Annotated in this window: 18 protein-coding genes and 1 tRNA gene; 6 read left to right on the top strand and 13 right to left on the bottom strand. The window is 59.5% G+C overall.

The window, feature by feature from the left end; genetic code table 11:
• Positions 1–16: 16 nt before the first annotated feature.
• From J3350_RS04755 to J3350_RS04745, 3 genes are all read right to left on the bottom strand, one after another.
• Complete coding sequence (locus J3350_RS04755; protein ID WP_207685880.1) at positions 17–1309, bottom strand: SMP-30/gluconolactonase/LRE family protein; 1293 nt, start codon at positions 1307–1309, stop codon at positions 17–19.
• A gap of 141 nt (positions 1310–1450) precedes the next feature.
• Entirely contained in the window at positions 1451–2206 is a 756-nt protein-coding gene (locus J3350_RS04750) for a glycosyltransferase family 32 protein (RefSeq protein ID WP_207685879.1), read from the bottom strand.
• A 16-nt stretch (positions 2207–2222) separates the two neighbouring features.
• A complete protein-coding gene (locus tag J3350_RS04745) occupies positions 2223–3728 on the bottom strand; it encodes a lipopolysaccharide biosynthesis protein (RefSeq protein WP_207685878.1) in 1506 nt (501 codons plus the stop codon).
• Between the two features lie 279 nt (positions 3729–4007).
• Here J3350_RS04745 and J3350_RS04740 point away from each other — a divergent pair, with 279 nt between their 5' ends.
• A complete protein-coding gene (locus J3350_RS04740; RefSeq protein WP_097792924.1) occupies positions 4008–4694 on the top strand; it encodes a response regulator transcription factor in 687 nt (228 codons plus the stop codon).
• Positions 4695–4712: 18 nt separating this feature from the next.
• Positions 4713–6221, top strand: coding sequence for a cell wall metabolism sensor histidine kinase WalK (locus J3350_RS04735; protein WP_207685877.1), 1509 nt, complete (start codon positions 4713–4715; stop codon positions 6219–6221).
• Positions 6222–6255: 34 nt separating this feature from the next.
• On the opposite strand, the gene J3350_RS04730 is transcribed toward J3350_RS04735, so the two are convergent.
• The 4 genes from J3350_RS04730 to gltX all read right to left on the bottom strand — a co-directional run bounded on the left by J3350_RS04730 (position 6256) and on the right by gltX (position 11378).
• On the bottom strand, positions 6256–6411 hold the full coding sequence (locus J3350_RS04730; protein WP_179859523.1) for a hypothetical protein: 156 nt from the start codon (positions 6409–6411) through the stop codon (positions 6256–6258).
• A gap of 18 nt (positions 6412–6429) precedes the next feature.
• The gene (locus tag J3350_RS04725) at positions 6430–7377 is read right to left on the bottom strand and encodes a pectinesterase family protein (RefSeq protein WP_207685876.1); all 948 of its coding nucleotides are present in this window, start codon (positions 7375–7377) and stop codon (positions 6430–6432) included.
• A gap of 57 nt (positions 7378–7434) precedes the next feature.
• Positions 7435–9720, bottom strand: a complete 2286-nt coding sequence (locus J3350_RS04720; RefSeq protein WP_207685874.1) for a SpoIIE family protein phosphatase — start codon at positions 9718–9720, stop codon at positions 7435–7437.
• 188 nt (positions 9721–9908) lie between these two features.
• Positions 9909–11378, bottom strand: coding sequence for a glutamate--tRNA ligase (gltX, locus tag J3350_RS04715; protein WP_097792918.1), 1470 nt, complete (start codon positions 11376–11378; stop codon positions 9909–9911).
• Between the two features lie 267 nt (positions 11379–11645).
• Here gltX and J3350_RS04710 point away from each other — a divergent pair, with 267 nt between their 5' ends.
• From J3350_RS04710 to J3350_RS04700, 3 genes are all read left to right on the top strand, one after another.
• Positions 11646–13139: a hypothetical protein gene (locus J3350_RS04710; protein ID WP_207685872.1), complete on the top strand. Its 1494-nt coding sequence runs from the start codon at positions 11646–11648 to the stop codon at positions 13137–13139.
• A gap of 250 nt (positions 13140–13389) precedes the next feature.
• Positions 13390–13641, top strand: coding sequence for an AbrB/MazE/SpoVT family DNA-binding domain-containing protein (locus tag J3350_RS04705; protein ID WP_207685870.1), 252 nt, complete (start codon positions 13390–13392; stop codon positions 13639–13641).
• Positions 13642–13669: 28 nt separating this feature from the next.
• The gene (locus J3350_RS04700; RefSeq protein ID WP_207685869.1) at positions 13670–14599 is read left to right on the top strand and encodes an alpha/beta fold hydrolase; all 930 of its coding nucleotides are present in this window, start codon (positions 13670–13672) and stop codon (positions 14597–14599) included.
• Positions 14600–14841: 242 nt separating this feature from the next.
• Here J3350_RS04700 and J3350_RS04695 read toward each other — a convergent pair whose 3' ends face one another.
• The gene (locus tag J3350_RS04695) at positions 14842–16773 is read right to left on the bottom strand and encodes an ATP-binding protein (protein ID WP_242700137.1); all 1932 of its coding nucleotides are present in this window, start codon (positions 16771–16773) and stop codon (positions 14842–14844) included.
• Between the two features lie 13 nt (positions 16774–16786).
• On the opposite strand from J3350_RS04695, the gene J3350_RS14120 reads away from it, so the two are divergent.
• A complete protein-coding gene (locus J3350_RS14120; RefSeq protein ID WP_370569265.1) occupies positions 16787–17077 on the top strand; it encodes a tyrosine-type recombinase/integrase in 291 nt (96 codons plus the stop codon).
• Between the two features lie 249 nt (positions 17078–17326).
• Here the strand turns inward: J3350_RS14120 and J3350_RS04685 are convergent, their stop codons facing one another.
• From J3350_RS04685 to J3350_RS04665, 5 genes are all read right to left on the bottom strand, one after another.
• Entirely contained in the window at positions 17327–17920 is a 594-nt protein-coding gene (locus J3350_RS04685) for a helix-turn-helix domain-containing protein (RefSeq protein ID WP_207685868.1), read from the bottom strand.
• A 533-nt stretch (positions 17921–18453) separates the two neighbouring features.
• Positions 18454–18738 carry a hypothetical protein gene (locus J3350_RS04680; RefSeq protein WP_207685866.1) on the bottom strand — a complete coding sequence of 95 codons (285 nt, stop codon included), beginning with the start codon at positions 18736–18738 and terminating at the stop codon, positions 18454–18456.
• A gap of 233 nt (positions 18739–18971) precedes the next feature.
• Entirely contained in the window at positions 18972–19841 is an 870-nt protein-coding gene (locus J3350_RS04675; RefSeq protein ID WP_370569261.1) for a patatin family protein, read from the bottom strand.
• 290 nt (positions 19842–20131) lie between these two features.
• A tRNA-Ile gene (locus J3350_RS04670) sits at positions 20132–20208 on the bottom strand.
• Between the two features lie 82 nt (positions 20209–20290).
• Positions 20291–20710 carry a hypothetical protein gene (locus tag J3350_RS04665; RefSeq protein ID WP_207685864.1) on the bottom strand — a complete coding sequence of 140 codons (420 nt, stop codon included), beginning with the start codon at positions 20708–20710 and terminating at the stop codon, positions 20291–20293.
• Between the last annotated feature and the right edge of the window lie 129 nt (positions 20711–20839).

Below are 20839 nucleotides of genomic sequence, written 5' to 3'. Positions count from 1 at the left end.
GCGGGACGGAGAGGGTTTACACCCTGACCCAGTGCAGTTTTGTTTCCCCGGAAATAGCCAGATAGACCCGGCTGCTCACCGGGCAGAGCGCCGTGGTGCTGCCGGAGCTGCCGCCGGGGATTGTCCGCTGCCAGCTGCCGCTGGCGGGTGCGACCGCCTCGGCGCGGATGTCGCTGGCCGAGAGGGAGAACAGCCCCTCCTGCATCGTCTGGCTCAGCCGCAGGGCCATGCCCCGCAGCAGAGTGCGTCCGGCGTGGTCTTCCAGCCAGCCGGACCGGGCCCAGCGGTAGCTGATGTAGAGCGTGCCGTCCGCGTCCAGCGACAGGGCACCGGGGTAGCCGGGCAGGCCGTATAGATGGGTCGAGCAGCCTTTGCCCCCGGCCGTCCGGTCGCGGGCGGCGGTGTCCACCGCCCAGACGCAGCGGCTCCCCAGGTCGGAGACATAGAGCGTCTCCGCTGCCTTATCCAGCGCAAGGCCGGAGGCCCCGGCGATGCCGGTCAGGACAGTCTCCACCGTGCGGGCGGCGGGGTCGTAGACGTAGACGCTTCCGGTGCCGGTGTGGGCAGTCAGTTCGGTGCGCAGGGCGCTCTCCACGCCGTGCCGGGCGCTGGCGGCGGCAAGGTCGGTGAAGTAGACCGCGCCGTCCGATGCGGCAGCCACTGCCGTGGGGCAGGAGAGGGCGCGGCCGTCGATCTGGCTCACGGTGAGTTCCACCGTCACGCCCCACTGGTCGCTGTTCACCCGGTAGAGCCGCCCGCCATCCGATTCCAATGTTGTCATCCAGATGGTGCCGTCCGGTGCAAAGGCGAAATCGGTGATCTCGCCTGCCGTCGTCAGCACTTCGGTCCGGCCGGTGCCGTCCGGCTGCATCCGCAGCAGGCAGCCATTCTTGCCGGATCGGGCGGCGGCGTAGAGCCAGCCGTTGTTCTCCCGCAGGGCGGAGATCTCCGTGTAGGGGGCCAGTTCCAGAACGCCGCCTTCGGCGGCGGTCTGCGCCCCGGTCTCCTGTCGGACGTCCGGGGCGGTGTAGGGCGTGGGCGCGGCCTCGATGGGCCGCAGCACCAGCCCCCAGATGAGGGCAACCGCAGCGCAGAGCACAAAGACGATGCTCAGCTTCTGGAACCGCTGCAGCACCTCTTCCCGCTCGGCGGCGCGCTGGGCCTCCTGCGCTGCCCGGCGGCGGGCCGCTGCGGCGCTGGTCTTCTGGGCGCGGCGCATCCAGCGGTCCACCCAGAGCGCCGCACTGGGGCCGACGGTCAGCGATGCGATGAGCAGGATGAGCAGCAATTCAACAAGTCCGATCCGCATGGAGGACTCCCTTCCTCTGGTCAAAAACAGATGGGTATTCGTATCGTTTCAGTATAGCACAACTGTGCCGGAAAGTGCAAGCGCGCCCCGCGGGGCAAACAAAAAGCAAGCGGCCCGGAACAGAGCCGCTTGCGGGAGGGTTCAGGTGCGCCATTTTTTCCGCCGCGCACCCAGAGCGCGGCGGAACGGACGGTAGTACCGGTAATAGAACTTTGCGCCGAGGAGCGGCTCCATCACCTCTTCGTCGAACCGCATGGCCCGGCTCTTCTCCTTCCAGCTGGCATGGTAATGGTGGATGGAGTAGGTATTGGGGGTGATGTCGCAGGTGGAACCGGCATAGGCCACCGGGCAGAAATACTCCACCGGAAAGACTTCCATCTCCGGGGTGGACTGGCGGGTGCCGTCGGCCCGGATGCCGAACCGGGCAAAGACGGGAAGATTTCGTTTCGGGCAGGGGGTCAGGTCGCAGCTGCCGTCCGGCAGCAGGAAGGGCAGGCCGTCGTAATCATCCAGCAGGGCTTTCACCACCGGGCTGCGGGCCTCGGCCCCGAAGCTAAGGCCGGTGGCGACCTCGTTGTTGTGCTGGAAGCCGAAGAAGGCCGGATATGCCAGCAGATCGTCCAGCGGGCGGAGCAGCTCAACGTCGGTGTCCATGTAGATGCCGCCCTGCTCGTACAGGATCTTCAGGCGGGCATAGTCGGCCACAAAGGCCCAGCGGCGGGCATCGTAGGCCTGCCGGGTGTAAAGCGACTGGGAAACGTCGAAGTTCTGCTCGTTCCACTCGATGATCTCATAGTCCGGGCAGTATTTTTTCCAGCTGCGGATGCAGTTCTGGATGTTTTTGGGTTTGGGCGCGCCGCCAAACCAGCAGTAGTGGAGAACTTTCGGGATGCTCATAAACAAAACCTCCGGCTTAGGATCGGATGCTGCTGCGCAGAGCGCGGAGCTTGCGCAGCAGGTCGTGGTCAAACAGGAAGGCAGCGCCCGCGAAGGCAGCGCCGATCCAGATCATATGCAGCAGGGCTACGCCGATGACGCCCGGCAGGCTGAGCTCCGGGCGGCTCTGGATGCCCACGATGCGCAGGATGAGGGCCATCAGGCCCAGATAACAGCCCCATTTCAGCGCCGGGCGGGCCATGCTCTGGTGCAGGATGTTCCGGTAGGTGTAGCGGAAGATGAGCACCAGGCGGCAGAGCAGCGCGGCCAGGGTGCCGAACAGGCAGCCGTAGATGCCGAAGAACTGGATGCCAAAGAGGGTGATGGCCAGATTGATGGTCATCTCGGCCAGCGCATGCCAGCGGGTCTGCTGGAACGCGCCTTCGTACTGGACGACATGGTGGTAGATGCCCTTGCCGCTGTCCAACACGGCCTTGAGGGCGAAGAGCAGCAGCAGGAAGGCGTCGATGTAGTTGGTGTCCTGGATGCCGCTGGTGTAGATGCGGATGACCGGCAGCAGAAAGGCCGCCGTCATGGTGTAGCAGAACGCGACAAAGGCCAGATACAGCGTCTCGCACAGGTCGAACAGGCCAAGGAACCGCTCCCGGTCGGTGTGGAAGATCTGACCCATCCGGAACGAGATGCTGTTGAGGAACAGGTTCATCACGAAGACGATCTGGACGAAGAACATGTTGTAGATGCTGTAGACGCTGACGAGCTGGAAATTGCAGAAGTAGGACAGCAGCACCATGTCCGTGTTGTTGAAGATGACGCCGGACAGCTGGTGCATCAGCACCGAGTTCTTCTGGGCGACGGCGGAGTAATCCGGTTTGGCGTGGTGGTCGATCCAGGGGTAGTTCTTGTGGGTGTACCACAGGATGACCGGGATGGGCAGCATGGAGCACAGGCAGTACAGCAGCTGCATGGCCAGAATGTTCCGGGTGAGCATCAGCACCAGCACCTTGCCGATGCCAGAGATCAGGTTGGTGGCAGTCTCCAGGTTGCTGAGCACATAGCGGCGGCCGTCCACATCCATCAGCAGCCGGTACTTGCCCTGCACAAAAAAGCTGGTGACGGAGGGCAGGCCGTACAGGATGGTGTACAGCAGCACGACTCCGCGCGGCAGGGTGAAATGCACCACCATGGGGTACACGATGCCGATGGCCACCACGATGAAGGCATACAGTGTGCCAGTGCGGCGGTAATAGTGGTCGGTGGCGGCCAGGATCTCGCTCACGGTCTGGTGCTCTTCCATCGCCACCGGGCGGTAGAGCGCCTGGGTGGTGGCCAGGCCGACCCCCGCTTCGAGCAGGTAGAGGTAGGCGAACAGCTGCTTGATGGTGTTCAGCTCGCCGTTGACGCCGGAACCGTAATAGGTCAGATAGAGCCGGGGCATGAGAAAGCCCAGCAGGATGGTCACAAACTGGCAGAACAGGCCGGTGAGCATGTTTCGCTCCACGCGGGAAAGGTTCTTAAATTTCATAGAAACTCCAACGCCTCCGGGAAGGCATACATTTTTCATTCTATTTTTTACTATAAAGGGTGCGGCCCGCCTTGTCAAGAAATCCGGACGAAAAAACGAACGATCTGCGCGTTTTCGCGGCAGGGACGGAAATTCGGTTGGATTGCACCGGTCAGGTGTGGTATACTGAATGTGTTCGGGTTTTCCAAAGCATTCACCCAAACTTCACAGAAATTTCCAAACTTCGCGGTATGATAACCTCAGAATACCAGACACTTTTGAGTGAGGAGGGAGCCATAGATGGCAAAAATTCTGATCGTTGATGATGAACCCCGCATCCGGGAACTGATCCGGGAACATCTGCAATATGCGGGCTATGTCTGCGAGGAGGCAGGCGACGGCTCGGCGGCGCTTTCGCTGCTGAGCGGCGGCGGATACGATCTGGTGATCCTGGATGTGATGATGCCGTTCATGGACGGCATGACCTGCCTGCGGGAGATGCGCACCCGCCACATCAACACGCCGGTCATCATCCTGACCGCACGCGGCGAGGAATACGATAAACTGGCGGGCCTGGAGGGCGGCGCGGACGACTATGTGGTCAAGCCGTTCTCCCCGCGCGAGCTGGTGGCCCGCGTCCGGGCCGTGCTCAACCGCACCATGCCCCGGAGCGAGGCTTCCGACGGCACCATGACCTTCGGTGACCTGACCATCGACACGGCCAGCCACACCGTCCGCGTGGCGGGCGAGGAAGTGAGCCTGACGCCCAAGGAGTTCGACCTGCTGGTCTTCCTGGCATCGAACAAGGGCATCGCCCTCAGCCGCGAAAAGATCTTGCAGAAGGTGTGGAACTACGATTACTTCGGCGAGGACCGCACCGTGGACACCCACGTCAAGATGCTGCGCGGCCACCTGGGCAAGTGCCGGGGCTACATCGCCACGGTCTGGGGCATCGGCTACAAGTTCGACCCCGATGCGGCACGATAAAACGGAGGAGCGCAGTTGATGCGGCAACTGGGAAAAAAGCGGCGTTCCATCGGCATCCGCGGGCAGATGATGTGGTTCTTGTGCCTGATCTGCCTGCTGCTGCTGGGGTTGTTCTGGTTCCTGAGCACCCAGCTGCTGGAGCCGCTGTACACCAAGCACATCCAGAAGCAGCTGACGGCAGAGGCCGAGATGATCGTGTCCGAGATGGACGACGCCATCGCAAAGGGGGAGATCCTCTCGTACTGGGCGTTCGGCGGCATCAAGGTGACGAACGACGACTTCTTCAGCCAGCTGGGCAGCGACATCTATTCCAACGGGGAACTGAGCAGCTTTTGCGTGGACATTTCGGACGCAACGCTCCGCACCATCAAAAAATACGAGAACCTCTCCTATTGCAGCCTGCACCAGAAGTCGTTCCCCGATACGCTGGATGACGACATCGTTTATTCCACCGCCCGGCAGGTGCGGCAGTACTGCCGCGAGAACGGGGCCTTCGCCCGTGTGCTCCCGGCGGCCAAGCCGTCGGCCTACAATCAGCTGGTCGTGGGCCGGATGACCGCCGATGGGGCCTATACGGTGCTGGTGAGCACCACCCTGATGCACGTGTCCGAGGCGGGCGAGGTGATGAGCACCGTGCTGCCGCTGGCGGCGGCGCTCATCTTTGCCTTCTCGATGAGCGCGGCGTGGATGTTCAGCGAGTGGTTCACAAAGCCACTGCGTCAGCTCTCCGGTGCGGCGCGGCAGGTGGCCCAGGGCGATTATGCCGTCCATGTGGAAACGGGCCGGAACGATGAACTTGGCGACCTGGCCGAGGATTTCAACCACATGGCGAAGGAAGTCCAGCGGGCCTCCCAGATGCAGCGGGACCTGCTGGCCAATGTCTCCCACGACCTGCGTACCCCGCTCACCCTCATCAAGGGCTACGCCGAGACGGTGCGCGACATCACCGGCGACGACAAGGCCCACCGCGACGAGCAGATGAACATCATCGTGGACGAGGCCGACCGCCTGACGGCTCTGGTCTCCAGCGTCATGGAACTGAGCAAGGTGACGAGCGGCGCGGAAAAATGCGAGAAAGTCCATTTCGATATGGGCCAGCTCTGCGACGAGGTCAGCGAACGGTACGACGCCGTCTGTGCCCAGAACGGCTGGCAGCTGAAACTGGAGCTGCCGGACGAGGAACTGCCCGTCTACGCCGACCCCAATATGATGCAGCGGGCGCTTCACAACCTGCTGGGCAACGCGATGCACCACATGGGAGCGGACGGCATCTTCGTGCTGCGGGCCGCACCATCTGCCGAGGGCGTCCGGGTCGAGGTCGAGGATCACGGCCCCGGCATCGCCGCGGAGGACCTGCCCTATATCTTTGACCGCTACTACCGCTCCCGCTCCGATGCGGGCAAGCAGGGCACGGGCCTGGGCCTGTCCATCACAAAAGCCATTTTCCAGCAGCACGGCTTCCGCTTCGGTGTGCAGAGCACCGTGGGCAAAGGAACGACGTTCTGGTTCATCATGACTTCAGAGTAACAAAAAATCCTGCGCAAAAGCGCAGGATTTTTTGTTACGAGTCGGCAGAACGGTAGATGCCCAGGCTGTTGTCCGGGTCGGGCATCTTGACACGGGAGGCGCGGTCGTTGACCTGGACCAGCATCCAGCCCATGAGGGCCAGCACGGCCAGAATGATGAGCCATTTGACGGCGTTGGGGAGCTTTTTCATCGTGACGTTCCTTTTTTCTTAAACTTCCGGGCGGCAACGCTTCCGGGCGCGGGCCAGCAGCGCGGCCGCATCGGCGGCGGAGAGTTCGTTCACCCAGGCCGGGCGGGGCGCAGCCCCTGCGCCGGAACTGCCCTCCTCCGCAAAGGAGGCAAGGCCGGTGTCGGTGCGGTCGTTCCAGGGCGAGAAGCCGTCGGGGGCGATGTGGGCACCGAGGCGGCAGTCCAGCATGGTGGTCTTGCCGGTGGGACGCCAGGGCCGGCCCAGATAGACTGTCCCGGCCGGGCAGTCCGAGACGAGATCGCAATCCCAGAAGACAAAGCCCAGCCCGTCCGCCGGGCCGGACGGCGCCGTGACGAAGCTGCGGGGGATGTGGTTGTTCACGGTGCGCAGAGTGCACTGCTCGAACAGGGCGTCTGCCCCGCCGAAGATGAAGTCGATGTCGCCCGCGATCTCACAGTTCTGGTAATATTGCGCGGAGGCCCGCCGGGGCGCAAAGGTGCGGGGGCCGAGGAAACCGTCCTTCTCCCGCTCCTTTTCGGGCAGCGGGGCGCAGAACAGGGTGTCCTGATTGCCCAGCAGCTTCACCCGGCGGAACACGGCCCGCGCACTGTCCACATAGGCTGCGATGGCCTGCCCAACCAGACTGCCCGGCCCGGCATCGTTGGCGATGGTCAGGTCCTCCACGGTGAGGCTCTCCCCGCTGAAGAAGGCCGTGTAGCTGCGGAAGGTGTGGGTGGGCCGCCCGTCCGGGTGGGGCAGTTTGCCGCCGTCGGCCCAGACGAGGATGGTCTGGTCGGCACCGGCACCCCGCAGGGTGATGCAGCGCTTTTCGCAGACCAGCTTTTCCCGGTAGACGCCGGGCCCGATGACGATCTCGGCTTCCAGTTCATAAGGTACGGCCAGCACGGCCTCGGACACCGAAGCGTAATCGCCGCTTCCGTCCTGCGCAACGGTAAGATGTAGCATAGAAAGGGACCTCCCACAAAAAAGATAGTGTTATTATAGTCCCTATTTGTGAATAAATCAACGCCCGCAGGCTTCCAGCCGGAGCACGGCTGCGGTGATGTCGTCGGGTCGGCCGGTCGCCTCGGCGCGGGCGCGGGCCGTTTCCACCAGCGTTTTGGCCAGCACTTCGGGCGGGTCGGCTGCGGCCGCAGAGAGCTCCAGCTGCTTGAGCACCCAGCCGGTGCCGTCCACGAGCAGGCCGTCCGACACCAGCACGGCGTAATCGCCCGCCGCCAGATGCACCACCCGGCTCTGTCCGTTCACCCCGCCCAGGATGCCGATGGGCAGGCTGGCATCCCCCACAGGCCGTGCCCGCCCGCCGTGGACCAGAAAACCCGGTGCGGCCCCGGCCTTGAACAGCCGTGCCGTGCCAGTATAGAGGTCCACGCTGATGAGGTCGAGGGTCGCGCCGCTCTCCTCATCGCTCTTGAGGGCCAGTGCCACATTGACCAGCCGTGCGGCCAGCTCGGCGGTGAAGCCTGCCTTGAGCAGGCGGGCTGTCAATTCTGCGGCCAGGTTGCCGTCCACAGCGGCCGGGCGTCCGGTGCCCATGCCGTCGCAGAGGATCATCTGCGCAGCGGTGGGGCTGCAGAACTGCTGGACTGCATCGCCGGAGATGCTGCCCCGCGCGGCGCTCCCGGCGGACCCGAAGACGGCCCGCAGAGCGGGCTTTTCGCAGAAGAGCAGGGTCGTCATCCCCTTGCAGGAGAGCACCTGGGGCGGGTCGAAGGTGCGGCGGCAGAGCCGCCCGACCTCCTGTGCCAGTGCGGCCAGCTCCGGGGCAGAGAACCGGGTGCGGGGCAGGGTGACAGCGGCCCGCGTCCGGCCCAGGTCGTCCAGCGTGACGGCAGATTCCAGCGGCGGGGTACCGAGGCTGGCAAAAAAGTCGGCCACCCGCCCGGATTTATAGGGTTCCGGTGTGCCGGGGCGGCCCAGCTGTTCGCTCAGCACCCCCAGCGCATCGGCCACGGCGCTGTACTGCTCAGTCAGGGCTGTACGCATGGCCTCGGCGTGGACGCGGGTCTCCTTCCGGCTGCGGTAGAGCGCGAAGGCTTTGTTCACCGCTGCGCAGAGCGCCGCCGGGTGGATGCAGCGCCCCAGCTGGGCTGGAAGGTCGCCGGTCTCCAGATGGCCGTTCCGTTCCAGAATGGGCCGCAGGGCATTCATGCCGTCCAGTGTCGCGGTGTATTCCTGCTTCCAGCAGCTCTCCCGCCGCCCGCAGTTGAAGCAGAGCGCATCGTGGGCGTTGTCGATGACCCAGCGGAAGGTCTCGCACCGGTGGGGCAGGGCGTCGTAGACCTCGTTGACGGTCTCCGCGAGGGAGGACAGGCTTTCGGCCACCGCTTCCAGCCGGGTGGCCGCCGCCGAAAAACGGGGCCGCTCCTCCGGTGCGTCCGGTTCGTCTGCGGGCACCGGGGCCAGCCAGCCGCCGGGCAGCAGCGCGGCCAGCCCCAGCCCCGCCCCGGCGCTGAAGGCAAAGCCAAAGGCACTGCCGGGCGGCTGGACGCAGAGCACCCCTGTCACACAGCCGCCCGCATAGGCGGCAAACGCTTCCACCCGGCGTCCGGGGGCCAGCAGAGCAGCCGCTGCACTGGCGCAGGAAAGCCCGGCCGCCGCCGGGCCGAGGGAGGCATCTGCCCCGCAGAGGGCCGCACCCAGCACGGCACAGCAGGCAAGGGCGGCTTTCCCCTGGCCCCGGCAGCAGAGGGCGGCTTCCAGCGCCGCGCAGAACACGACGCCAAGGCAGACCGGCCCCAGTGCGACCCCGCCCAGGGCCGCAGCGGCAGCGGCCCCGACGAGCAGCATCCCCGCGCCGGGCGTTTCGGGCGGGAACCGCCGCAGGGCAAAGCCCAGCGCCCCCGCCAGCAGAGCATCTGCCCCGCAGGTGAGCAGCAGGTCTACCCCGCCGCCGGTGGGGCCGAAGGCAAAGCAGACGGCCCCCAGCCCCAGGGCTCCGCAGCCCGCCAGCAGGGCGGGCCGGAACCGACCCGGCCAGAGCCACCGTGCCGCCACAGCGGCCCCGATGGCGCAGAGCAGACAGATGCTGTCCAGCGACAGCGCCCCGAACCCATGGAGCAGCAGCCCCAGCACTGCCCCAGCCGCACAGGCAGCGAAGCAGTCCTCCGCAAAGCCGAGCGTCAGCCCCAGCCCGAAGGGGATGAGCGCCCCATACAGCACCGCCCAGCCGCCGAGCAGCCCGGCCAGAAAAGCCGAACCCTGCCGCAGAGCCGGGCGGACGGCTGCGCGCGGCAGCAGCGCCGCCGCAAAGGGATGGAGGGCATCCTGCCTGAGAAGATCGTGCATAAAAAATCCCCGCTTTCCGGCGGGGATCGTTTGTGTTGTTCTGTTTCCCGCGCCTTGTGCATATACTGTAGCGCGGCCGCCGGGCGGTTTTTGGGAGGGTGAAGCGAAGCGGCATCCTTTTGCTAAAACCAAGAAAAAAGCCCTGCGGCGTACAAAAACCGCAGAGCTTTTTGGAAATTTTAGAAGATTCAGCCGTTCAGCTTCTCGATGGCGGCTTTCACGCGGGCAAGGGTCGTCTCGCGGCCCATCATGCAGGCGAGGTCGGTGCCGCCGCCGGGGGTGCGCTGCCTGCCGGACAGGGCGATGCCCAGCGGGTAGAGCAGCCAGCCGTTCTTCTTGCCCAGCTCTTCGGCCTTGGCCTTGCAGGCATCAAAGACGGCGTCGCGGTCGGAGAAGTCCAGAGCTGCATCACTCAGCACGGGCAGCAGTGCTTCCAGCGCTTCCTTTGCGGACTCCGGGGTGGTCTTCTGCTTCTTGTTGGTGTACAGGCTCACGTCGTACTCCGGCATCGCATCGAAGAAGTCCAGCTGCGCGGGGATCTCGCCCAGCACCTCGCAGCGGGGCTGCAGGTTGGCGCAGAGCAGCTTCTTGTCAATGGGGGTGTGGACGGCCTGGTCGATCCAGGGCTCCGCCGCAGCCAGGAATGCGTCCGGGCTCAGGCGGCGGATATACTCTGCGTTGATGGCCCGCAGCTTGAGCGGGTCGAAGATGGCCGGAGACTTGGAGATGCCGTCCGGGCTCCAGACCTTGCGCAGCTCGTCAAGGGAGAAGATCTCCTGCTCGGCGTATTCGCCTCTGGGGCTCCAGCCCAGCAGGCAGATATAGTTCAGGATGGCAGCGCTCAGGTAGCCCTTGGCGCGCAGATCCTGATAGCTTGCATCGCCGTTGCGCTTGGACAGCTTGTTCTGGGCGTCCTTCATGACCGGCGGGCAGTGGATATAGGTGGGGATCTCCCAGCCGAATGCCTGATACAGCAGGTTGTATTTGGGGGTGGAAGACAGGTACTCGCTGCCGCGGATGACATGGGTGATGCCCATCAGGTGGTCGTCCACGACGTTGGCGAAGTTGTAGGTGGGCATTCCGTCGGTCTTGATGAGGATCTGGTCATCCATCTCGCTGTTCTCGACCTCGATGTGGCCGTAGACCACATCGTCGAAGCCGGTGATGCCGGTGCGGGGAATCTTCTGGCGGATGACGTACGGTTCTCCGGCGGCCAGACGCTTCTGGACCTCCTCTTCGGGCAGGTCGCGGCAGCAGCCGTCGTAGTGAGTCATCTCGCCGTTGGCGCGCTGCTCGGCGTGCAGCGCTTCCAGTCGCTCCTCGGTGCAGAAGCAGTAATATGCCTTGCCCTCGGCGACCAGCTGTTCGGCATACTGTTTGAACATCCCCATTCGCTCACTCTGGACATAGGGGCCGACCGGGCCGCCGATGTCCGGGCCTTCGTCCCAGTTCAGCCCGGCCTCGCGCAGGGTGTTGTAAATGACGTCCACCGCGCCTTCCACATAGCGGCCCTGGTCCGTGTCCTCGATGCGGAGGATGAAGGTGCCGTCCTCGTGCTTGGCCATCAGGTAGGTGTACAGCGCGGTGCGCAGGTTGCCAACGTGCATATAGCCGGTGGGCGAGGGGGCAAAACGGGTGCGGACTTTATTGCTCGGCATAAAAAACGCTCCTTATCTATATCGGCAAATAAATTTGTGAATTGCTACCCTTTAGTTTAACTGTTCAGCGCGATTTTGTCAACGAGGAGACGCGAAGAACGGCCGGAAGGGGGCGTTCTCTCCCGGAAACGATCAAAATCGTCGAATCTGCCCAATTTTCGGAGAAAAACTTTGGAGCGAAACGCTGCCGAAACGATTGACAAACGGCGCAGAAAACGGTCAAATAAAAACGACACATTTCAACACATTCGGGCGGAGGTAGAGGCAATGAAACAAAAATCGTTCGATGCAGTGCGGCAAAAGAGCAAGGCGCTTGCGGTGCTGCTCTGTCTGGCCGTTCTGCTGCTGACCGGCTGCGGCGGAGGCGGGGCAGCTGCACCGGAACCGCCCGCGTCTGCTCCGGCGGCGGGCAGAACGGACGAGGATACGGCTTCTTCTCCGGCGGCACCCGCGCCTTCGGAACCGGAATCGGTATCCAGTTCGACGGCCGTGTCTGAGTCGGAAGCTCAATCGCCGCAGGAACCGGAGGTGGAAGACTTTCTCCGCTGTGAGCCGATGGACTACACCAGCGTATCGGCGGTCTGCTCCGGGCAGGAGGGCACCCTTATCGTGGTCAAAGTCCGCGTGGAAAATACGACGGAACAGGTCGTCCATGCGTTCAACACCAGCGCATCGCTTGGGAACGTGACGGTGGACAACGCAGTGGACGGCATGTCTGCGGACCGGGTCGCTGCGGGCAAGGCCGCAGAACATCTGACGGCGGTGCTCCGGACGACGCAGGAGACCGTGGTGAAAAAGCCGGTTGTTGCGGCCCTTGAAAGCGCAGCCGAAGCTCTGCAGCCGGGGCAGAGCGCGGTGGCGTATGGGTATGTATTCCTCCCGGCCAGCGAAGGCAGCTGGACACGGGCGGATTTTCTGTGGAAGGAGCAGGCCATCGGCAGCCTGACGCCGAAGAAGAAGCCGCAGGCCCCTGCGGAGTCGGCTGCGCCGTCGGGCAGTACCGCCGCTTCGGCGCCGTCCGCAAAGCCGGAGCCGCCGGCCAGCTCTGAGCGCCCGGCCGCGTCGGAACACCCTGCCGTCTCGGAGCCGCCCGCAGCTTCGCCGCCCACGGCATCGCCGGGCAGCCCGGCCGGGTCCGAACCGTCCTCGCAGCCGGAGACGTCAGCTGGGTCCGAACACCCCGCTGCATCCGAAACACCGGCCTCGCCGCCTGCATCCAGCGCACCGTCGGCCCCGGAAACACCGGCAGCGTCCGGGACGCCTGCTTCGTCGGAAGTGCAGGAGCCGGATACGTCTGCGGCGTTCCCGGAGTTTGCCGTGCTGGGGCAGACCCTGACGCCGTCCGGTTTCTGTGTGCACTTCCGGGTGAAGAACCGCACAAAGGAGACGCTGGACCTGGAAAATACCGCCGCACAGTTTACGGACGCTACGGATGGGACGTTCCGGGAAGACCGGCTTTACCAGAACGGCACAAAGAGCCGCTGGATCGGTTCGCTCTGCTATCTGACGAATGGAGCGCAGACGGACGAATATCCATGCTACGTCGTCACGTCGGCCCGGAGCACCGTGCTGAAGCCGGGGGCCTCGGCGGAGATCTGGGTCTACGGGCACCTGTCGGATACGGAGAAGGTGTCCCTGGTCGCCGTGTCGCTCTCTGCCTGCTGCGGCGGCAAAACGTGCCCCATCCCGGACGAAGATGCCCTGTTTCTGGTGCCGGGACGGAACGGCTCGAAGCGTGGGACGAGCAGCAAAAAATCTTAAAAAATCCCAAGAACCGGAACTTCTCGCCCGGAGGCGGACTGCCTTCGGGCGTTTTTGTGCCCATTCCAAAAACATCCGGGAAGTTTTTGTCGAAACGGACCGCAGGCGTTGACGAAGCAGGAACTATTTTGTATACTAATGAAGCACTGGAACAATTTTCCTATCACCGGATTTGTGGCCGGGCAGCGTGGCCCGGAAAAATGAGGAAAATACGAGAAGCAGTGTGAATTAGGCAAAGGAGAAGCACAAAATGAAAAGTACAGGAATCGTTCGCGGGATCGATGCGCTGGGGCGGATCGTTCTGCCCAAGGAGCTGCGCACCAGCATGAAGCTGGAAACGGATGCAAAGCTCGAAATCTTCGTTGACGGAGACGCCATCGTCCTCAAAAAGTACCGCCCGAAGGGAAGCTGTGACTTCTGTGGGACCGTCGATGAGCAGGCCGCGCAGTTTGCAGGCTACTGCATCTGCTCGGCCTGCCGGAAGAAGATCGGCGCCCTCTGAGCACGGGCCGCAAAAAGGAGAAGACGCTATGAGCCAGATGATCGATTTTACGCTGCCGTCGAGCGCACCGGGGCGGATGCTTCATGCGTTCCGCTGTGTGCCGGAGGGCGAAGTGCGCGCCATCGTGCAGCTCTCGCACGGGATGGTGGAGTTCATCGACCGCTACAAGCCGCTGGCCGAGTACCTCGCTGCACGGGGCATCCTCGTGACCGGAAACGACCATCTGGGCCATGGCGGGTCCATCCGGACCAGGGCCGACTACGGCTATTTTGCCGAGCCGGACGGCAACCGGGCAGTGCTGGATGACCTCCACGCCATGACCGTCTTGACGAAACAGCTCTACCCCGGCGTGCCGTATTTCCTGCTGGGCCACAGCATGGGCTCGTTCTATGCACGGCAGTATCTGTGCGAGTGGGGCAGTGAGCTGGACGGTGCCATCATCCTGGGGACCGGTTTCCAGCCGAAAGCGCTGGTCGCGTTTGCCCGCACGGTCTGCCGGGTGCTGGCGGTCTTTTTCGGCTGGCAGCATCGCAGCCGACTGGTGGCGGAGCTTTCGTTCCTGGGCTACAACAAGGGGTTGGAGGGCCGCACTACCCACGACTGGCTCAACCGCGACCCTGCCGAGGTGGACAAGTACCTCGCCGATGAGCGGTGCACCTTCACGTTTACGCTGAATGCCTATTACAGCATGTTCACGGGCATTCTGCGGCTGTACGACCCGGCCTTTCTGGCCCGGATGCCGAAAGACCTGCCGGTGCTCTTCCTGGCCGGTGATGCCGACCCGGTGGGCGAGCGTAGTGCGGGCGTCCGGCGGGCCGTGCAGAGCATGGAGGATGCCGGGATGCGGGACGTGCAGGTCAAGTTCTACCCCGGTGCCCGGCACGAGCTTCTGGTGGAGACGAACCGGGCCGAAGTCTTTGCCGACATCGGCAATTTTGTGGAACGGCACCTTCCCTGAGCGGCATTGCCGTGGGATCGGGATGGGTGTTCGGAAGATGAAAAAAGACACCTCATGGCGAGGTGTCTTTTTTCATAGGGTGATGGTGGGCCAGGCAGAACTTGAACCCGCGACCAAGCGGTTATGAGAACGTCGCTAATTTTGAAATCCCGTTTTTCTTAATGAACTGCTATTTCATTTTGCGTCCGCAGTTCGGACGGATCCGTTTGCTGGCTCCCATAGCCCCTATCGACTTTGTTTTCCTAATCGTGTTTAACGTATTTCGTGATCGTATCGATTAATTCCTCTATGTTAATCGGCTTGGAAATATGGTCATTCATGCCTGAATCCAGGGATTCCTGAATATCATCTATAAAAGCATTTGCAGACAAAGCTATAATTGGAATCGTAACTGCATCGGACCGCTCTACACCCAAGGCTCGAATGGCTTTTGCTGCTTGGTGTCCATCCATGTTTGGCATCATAATATCCATCAAAATAAAATCGTATGTGCCTCGTGGATGATTTTCAAACAAATTCACAACTTCTTTTCCGTCTGATGCGCGTGTTACGGTCATACCAGCATCTTCCAGTATTATCGTAGCAAGTTCAGCATTTAGATCATTATCCTCAGCCATAAGAACATGAATACCCGTCAAATCTCTATGGAGATGTTGTTTTTGTTCGGATGGAATAACCTGTTCTGTCAACTCCAGTGGGATCTCCACTGTGAATGTAGAACCTACACCTTTTTTGCTCTCAACAGCAATGGAACCGCCCATCATATCCACATATTTTTTTGTGATGGCCATACCAAGACCGGTTCCCTTATATTGGGTTCTGGCATTCGCATCATCTTCTTGTGAAAACGGATCGAATAATTTTTTCTGGAACTCTTCGCTCATGCCAATACCGTTATCTCGAACAACATAACGAATTATGATATGTTTCTCATCCGCTCCTGGGTAACTGCTGACATCCAAAGTAATCTTTCCGCCGTCCTTTGTGAATTTCACAGCATTGCCAAGAAGATTCACCAAGACTTCTCGGATACGCGCAACATCCGCAAGGACATATGGGTTCTTTGGGCTTTCTCGATGTACTTCAAACTTAAGATCTCGATTATAAAGAAGTCCATTCATAATCGCCTGGACGTTATCTGTCAATTGAGTAATGTCCACTGGTTCGAGCGAAATCGTAACTTTTCCGCTTTCAATGCGACTAAAATCCAGAACGTCATTCAACAAAGAGAGAAGATGATTCGAACTTTTTTGAACTTTCTCCAAGCTATCATGAATATCTGAAACCGTGTTCTGGTGAAGCGCAATGTTTGTAAATCCAATAATGGCATTCATCGGCGTTCTGATGTCATGGCTCATACTAAGCAAAAACGCAGATTTTGCTCTGTTGGCAGCATCTGCTTCCTCAGCGGCGGTCATTAATAATTGTTTTTGTTTTTGCTCTTCTGCCTTGTTTTTCTGGTAAACATAATAGGTATATAGACAAATTAAAAGCAATACAGCTCCTGCGACTAAACCGCAGATGATGGAAATATGATTCGTCTTTTCAACCATTCCATAAGCTGATTGCATATCCATTTCAATGCAAAATGCGCCAATGATTTCTCCTGTCCCATCATGATTTGCTCTTACAGGATAGCAAGCTGTAAAAATTGGACCCCATGTTGTATCAATAATATCCTGAGAGTACACATTCTCCCCAGAAATAGCCCGATCAATATACGGAACCATTTCTTCCTCAATATAATCTCCAGGGTGTCTTACATCATCTGCATTCGGATCCAAACCGTCTACCACATAAACGAGTTTCCCTTCTTCATTTTTTTTAGCGGTGTAAATATATCGAGTAGAATTCAGTGTTCTGATTTCATTGAAATATGAAGAAATATCCTTATATAATTGCTCCTTTTCATCAGATTGATCTTTGATCTGATCAAAATCTTCTTGGCCGATTCTTCCATCCACAAGTTTGTGTACTGCATCTGCACTCGCTGTGTCACGTGCGATTTCTGTTTCAAGGGCGGTCTTAGTGTAAGAACTTTGCAGAATAAATGTGTACAACGCTATTACAAAAATTATCAAAAGCCCCGCAATCACAAAGATACTGTCTGTATTCTTCAGCCTAAGGAGTTTTTTCGAATTAATTCCTTCTTTTGTTTTCTTCATGCCGCTCATTCACATCCTCTAAATCCTAATTTACCAATTTTATCATAGCACATTTTCATGCGATCTTCAATATAGAAAAAGCAGCCACCATTACAGTGACTGCTCTTTCTCAATTATCGAAAAAATCCATCCCCATATATTCCGGCACACCTTCGTCAGTATCCTGCTGTCCAATCCCAATATCGGTGTAGCAACGGTGGCCGCAGAAGCCGGACACGCGCAGCCCAGTACGACCCTTGCGATCTACACGCAGGTCTATGACAAGCGGCGCAAAGAGATTCGCAGCCAGATGAGCAAAGAACTGTATGAATGAGCAAAAAAAGCACGAAGGCCGAAACCTTCGTGCTTTTTTGGTGGAGCATTGTCAATAGCAGTCGAACCTAAAACTTCTTCAACAATAATTGCAAAAGTTGAGGGAAAACGTGAGAGCAAGAATCGTCCCGTGGCCACAAATTTTCAATTCTTGAAAATTTCTTGCCCATCCGAGACTTCACTTCTCAAACTCTGTCGAGTTTCCGAAGTGCTCTTGTTGGGGCGTGCCTGCCCCAAACCCTGCTTATGTTTACTGAGGCACAGGGCCTAACCCCAAAGTTCCAGCCAGCATAAAGGCACCAAATATCAGAGCAACTATCCCCAAGCCGGCAAGGGCAATCAAAAAGGTTTGGTGGCAAGACTGGCCTTTGCACTTTCGGTATATAGCGTATCCCAGCAGCACAAGGAACGAGAGGATTGCTATCAATGGGAGAATTATCCCCACTACTGTAAAAAGAAAGGTGTCGAGCCGCCATCCGATATTATCCAGATATAGAATGAAAATTATGGCAACTGTAAGGCATCCAATAATTGAGAGAACACTTTTTCTCTCCTGCTGAATTTGCTCCTCCGCAAAATTTAACGCATTGTTCACAATTTCATTGTTCATCGCGATAGACATCTCTGATTCATCTATCCTTTCGGATTTCATAAGTTCTGCAACACTGACATCTAAAGCTGCGGCCAATGGCTCGATGGTATTGATGTCGGGGAACCCCACACCTCTTTCCCAGCGGCTGATAGCTTTATCGGTCACATTCAATTTTGCGGCTAGGTCAGATTGTGTCATTTTCTTGTCTTTGCGGCACTGGGCGATAAATGTACCAAACTTCTGTGAATCCATTTTGCTCCCTCCTTGCCACTACAAGATAGCACGACCATAAACCATTATCAAGAAATACCGTGGCTATTTTCGCCGTAAGATACTCTACGAATCGTTTACAACGATAACCGGTTTGATTTTCAATCTGTATAAGAGAGATTTAGCCGGTTCCCTGCGTACGTGCGTACACGCTCCGCAGGGATTCTAAGGGGCTTGACCCCTTAGCACACAGACTTTGGCACAAAGTCTAGTGTGTTACACCTTGCCAGAGGTGTACAGGCTCTCCCCGGTACGCACGTATGCAGCGATTGCCCCCAGTGAGCCATATAGGGGGACGACCAAGTTCGCACAAAGCGAACTTGATTCCGCAAAGCAAAAGGCAGGATACCACCGTCATGGTGATACCCTGCCTTTGCTCGTTTACTGTTCCGAGTAGTCCCTTCGCAGAACCTCCTGTAAACAAAAAACGTACCCGAACCCTTTTTCGTAAAGAATCGGGTTCGAGTACGAACTGTATGGTGGGCCAGGCAGGACTTGAACCCGCGACCAAGCGGTTATGAGAACGTCGCTAATTTTGAAATCCCATTTTTCTTGTGGAATCTTGTGACTATCTCATAGTTCTGCAAAAACACCTTATGAACACACCCATACCGAACGCTGCCCGCATCCTCGGACAGACGGGTGTCCTGCGTGCTGACGACGGCGGCAGGCGCAGGATCAGCCGCTGCGGTCACAGCCTTTTTGGCAAGGCCGGTATGGATGGTGAGCAGTGCCATTACCAGCAGCACCAAAGCGCAGCCCAGCAGGCGGATATCCACATCACATTTCCAATCGTACATTCTGAAACGCCCCTTTTCCATTTTTGCCCTGCCCGGCGGACACGTTTCCGCTGCGGCGGGCCGACTGATGTTTCCTATCCTCTGCTGCGGACCCCCTCTATCTGTCCGCAGCAGAACAACAAAATGCAAAAAAGCCCAGAGCGATACCGCTCCAGACTCCTTTGTCTGTATGTACATATCACATTGTAATGTCCGGGGCGGATATTGTCAAGGGAAGTGAACAGGTTTCATCTCTAGGCGCCCACCGATTCATCTTGTTTGGTGTTTTGCATCCACCGCACCAGCGCTTCGGCGTCCTGTTCGCCTTTGGCGTACATTTTTTCAAGGCCGGCGCGGTTCTTGGTCAGGGTGGACATTCCCTCGGTGCTGTCCGGGGCGATGATGCAGACAAGGCCCTGCCGCTCCAGCTCCCGCGCCCGCTGGACAGCCGTGTTGTACCGCCATGCCCGGCGGCGCAGCCCCTCGGCTGCAGCGGGGTAATGCGACTGCAGCAGGTGTGCCAGATGCTTGTCCCGGACATCACTACTCACCAGCCCGATGGGCTTGGTCAGGATGAGAGCCACCCGGTCGCAGCCGTGGGCAAAGGCCCATTCCAGCGGGACGGGGTCGGCCAGGCCGCCATCAAAATAAGGCACGCCGTCGATGACGCAGGGCTGGTCGATGACCGGGATGCAGCAGGACGCCATGAGGACGCGGTAGTCGTCCGGGTGGAGGTCTGCCTTGGTGAAATACTGCGCCTCGCCGTTCTGTGCATTAGCGGCCACCACGCAGAGCTCTGCCGGGCTGCGGGCAAGCGCCGCGTAATCCAGCGGATTCTCGCCGCCTGCATTGCTGAGGGTGCCGTAGACATAGCCCAGATCGAGATAGGAGTGCTTGCGGATGAGGTTGTGCACGCTCATGTACTCCCTGCGGAAGGAGTATTCATCGTAAAATGGCTTGTTCCGCCCATGCTGGCCTGCCAGATAGGACGCCATATTGGCGCTGCCCGCCGAAACGCCGATGCAGAGATCGAAGCGGAGGTCCTCCTCCAGGCAGCGGTCCAGCACGCCAGCGCCGTAAATGCCTCGCAGGCCGCCACCCACATCGATGACACCGTATTTCATGGTCTGTTCCTCCATCGTTTCATTCCATTTCCCTCCCAGTATAACGGGACGGCGGGAAATACTCATTGAGCAAACGGCGGGATCTGATGCAATTTGCGGCAGAAAGCAGGATCTGCCGCAATGGGGGCCGCAGAAGCTGGACACGCACAGCCCAGTACGACCCTTGCAATCTACACACAGGTCTACGACAGACGACGTGATGAGATTCGGAAACAGATGAGCAGAGAACTGTATAGGGATAAGTTCTGATAGAAAAAAGAAAAGCACGAGACCGAAATCTCGTGCTTTTTTGGTGGGCCAGGCAGGACTTGAACCCGCGACCAAGCGGTTATGAGCCGCCAGCTCTGACCAGCTGAGCTACTGGCCCGCAGAGGCACCCGGCGAAAAAGCAGGGTGCAACAGATAGTATAGCAAAAAACTGCGAAAATGAAAAGCGTTTTCGGCCAAAATTATTTTGTGCGGTGGGCCTGGAGCTTCTGCATCATAAAGGTGTCCAGCATTTCCTGCGGGAAAAGCGGCTCTTTGTAGCCGAAGGATTCCCGGATGAAGATGAGGGTCACGATGGTCTGACGGCCGGGGTCGAGGCGGAGGGTGTAGAGGGTATCCAGCGGCTGCTGGGTGGGCTGATGGAGCGTGAGGTGGAGCAGGAAGCCGCCATCGTTCTCGCGGCGGCACTCGTAAGCAAACTCGTCGGTCTCGCTGTGGAGGTCGAGCCGGTCGAAGCACTCGTCCAGCGGCAGGTCGGTGCGGAACTCGCTCAGGCCGGCGGGGCCGTACTGGCTGCGGCGGGTGTTCTCGCGCCGGGTGAGCAGCAGAACGATGGCGCCCAGCGCCACCGCCAGCAGGATGATGGAAATGACAGCGTTCATGGAGCCCTCCTGAATGGCTTTTTTGATCAGAGTTTTCCTTATTGTAACACAACCCGCAGGAAATTGTGTTATAATATTGGAAAAATTCTAAAATTTGCGGTCGCCCATGCCGTCTCATGGGCGGGGAGG

The organism is Faecalibacterium sp. Marseille-Q3530, assembly GCF_017377625.1.
Lineage (GTDB): Bacteria > Bacillota > Clostridia > Oscillospirales > Ruminococcaceae > Faecalibacterium > Faecalibacterium prausnitzii_E.
The sequence above is the reverse complement of the archived record's forward strand: the minus strand, read 5'-3'. Positions and strand labels throughout refer to the sequence as shown.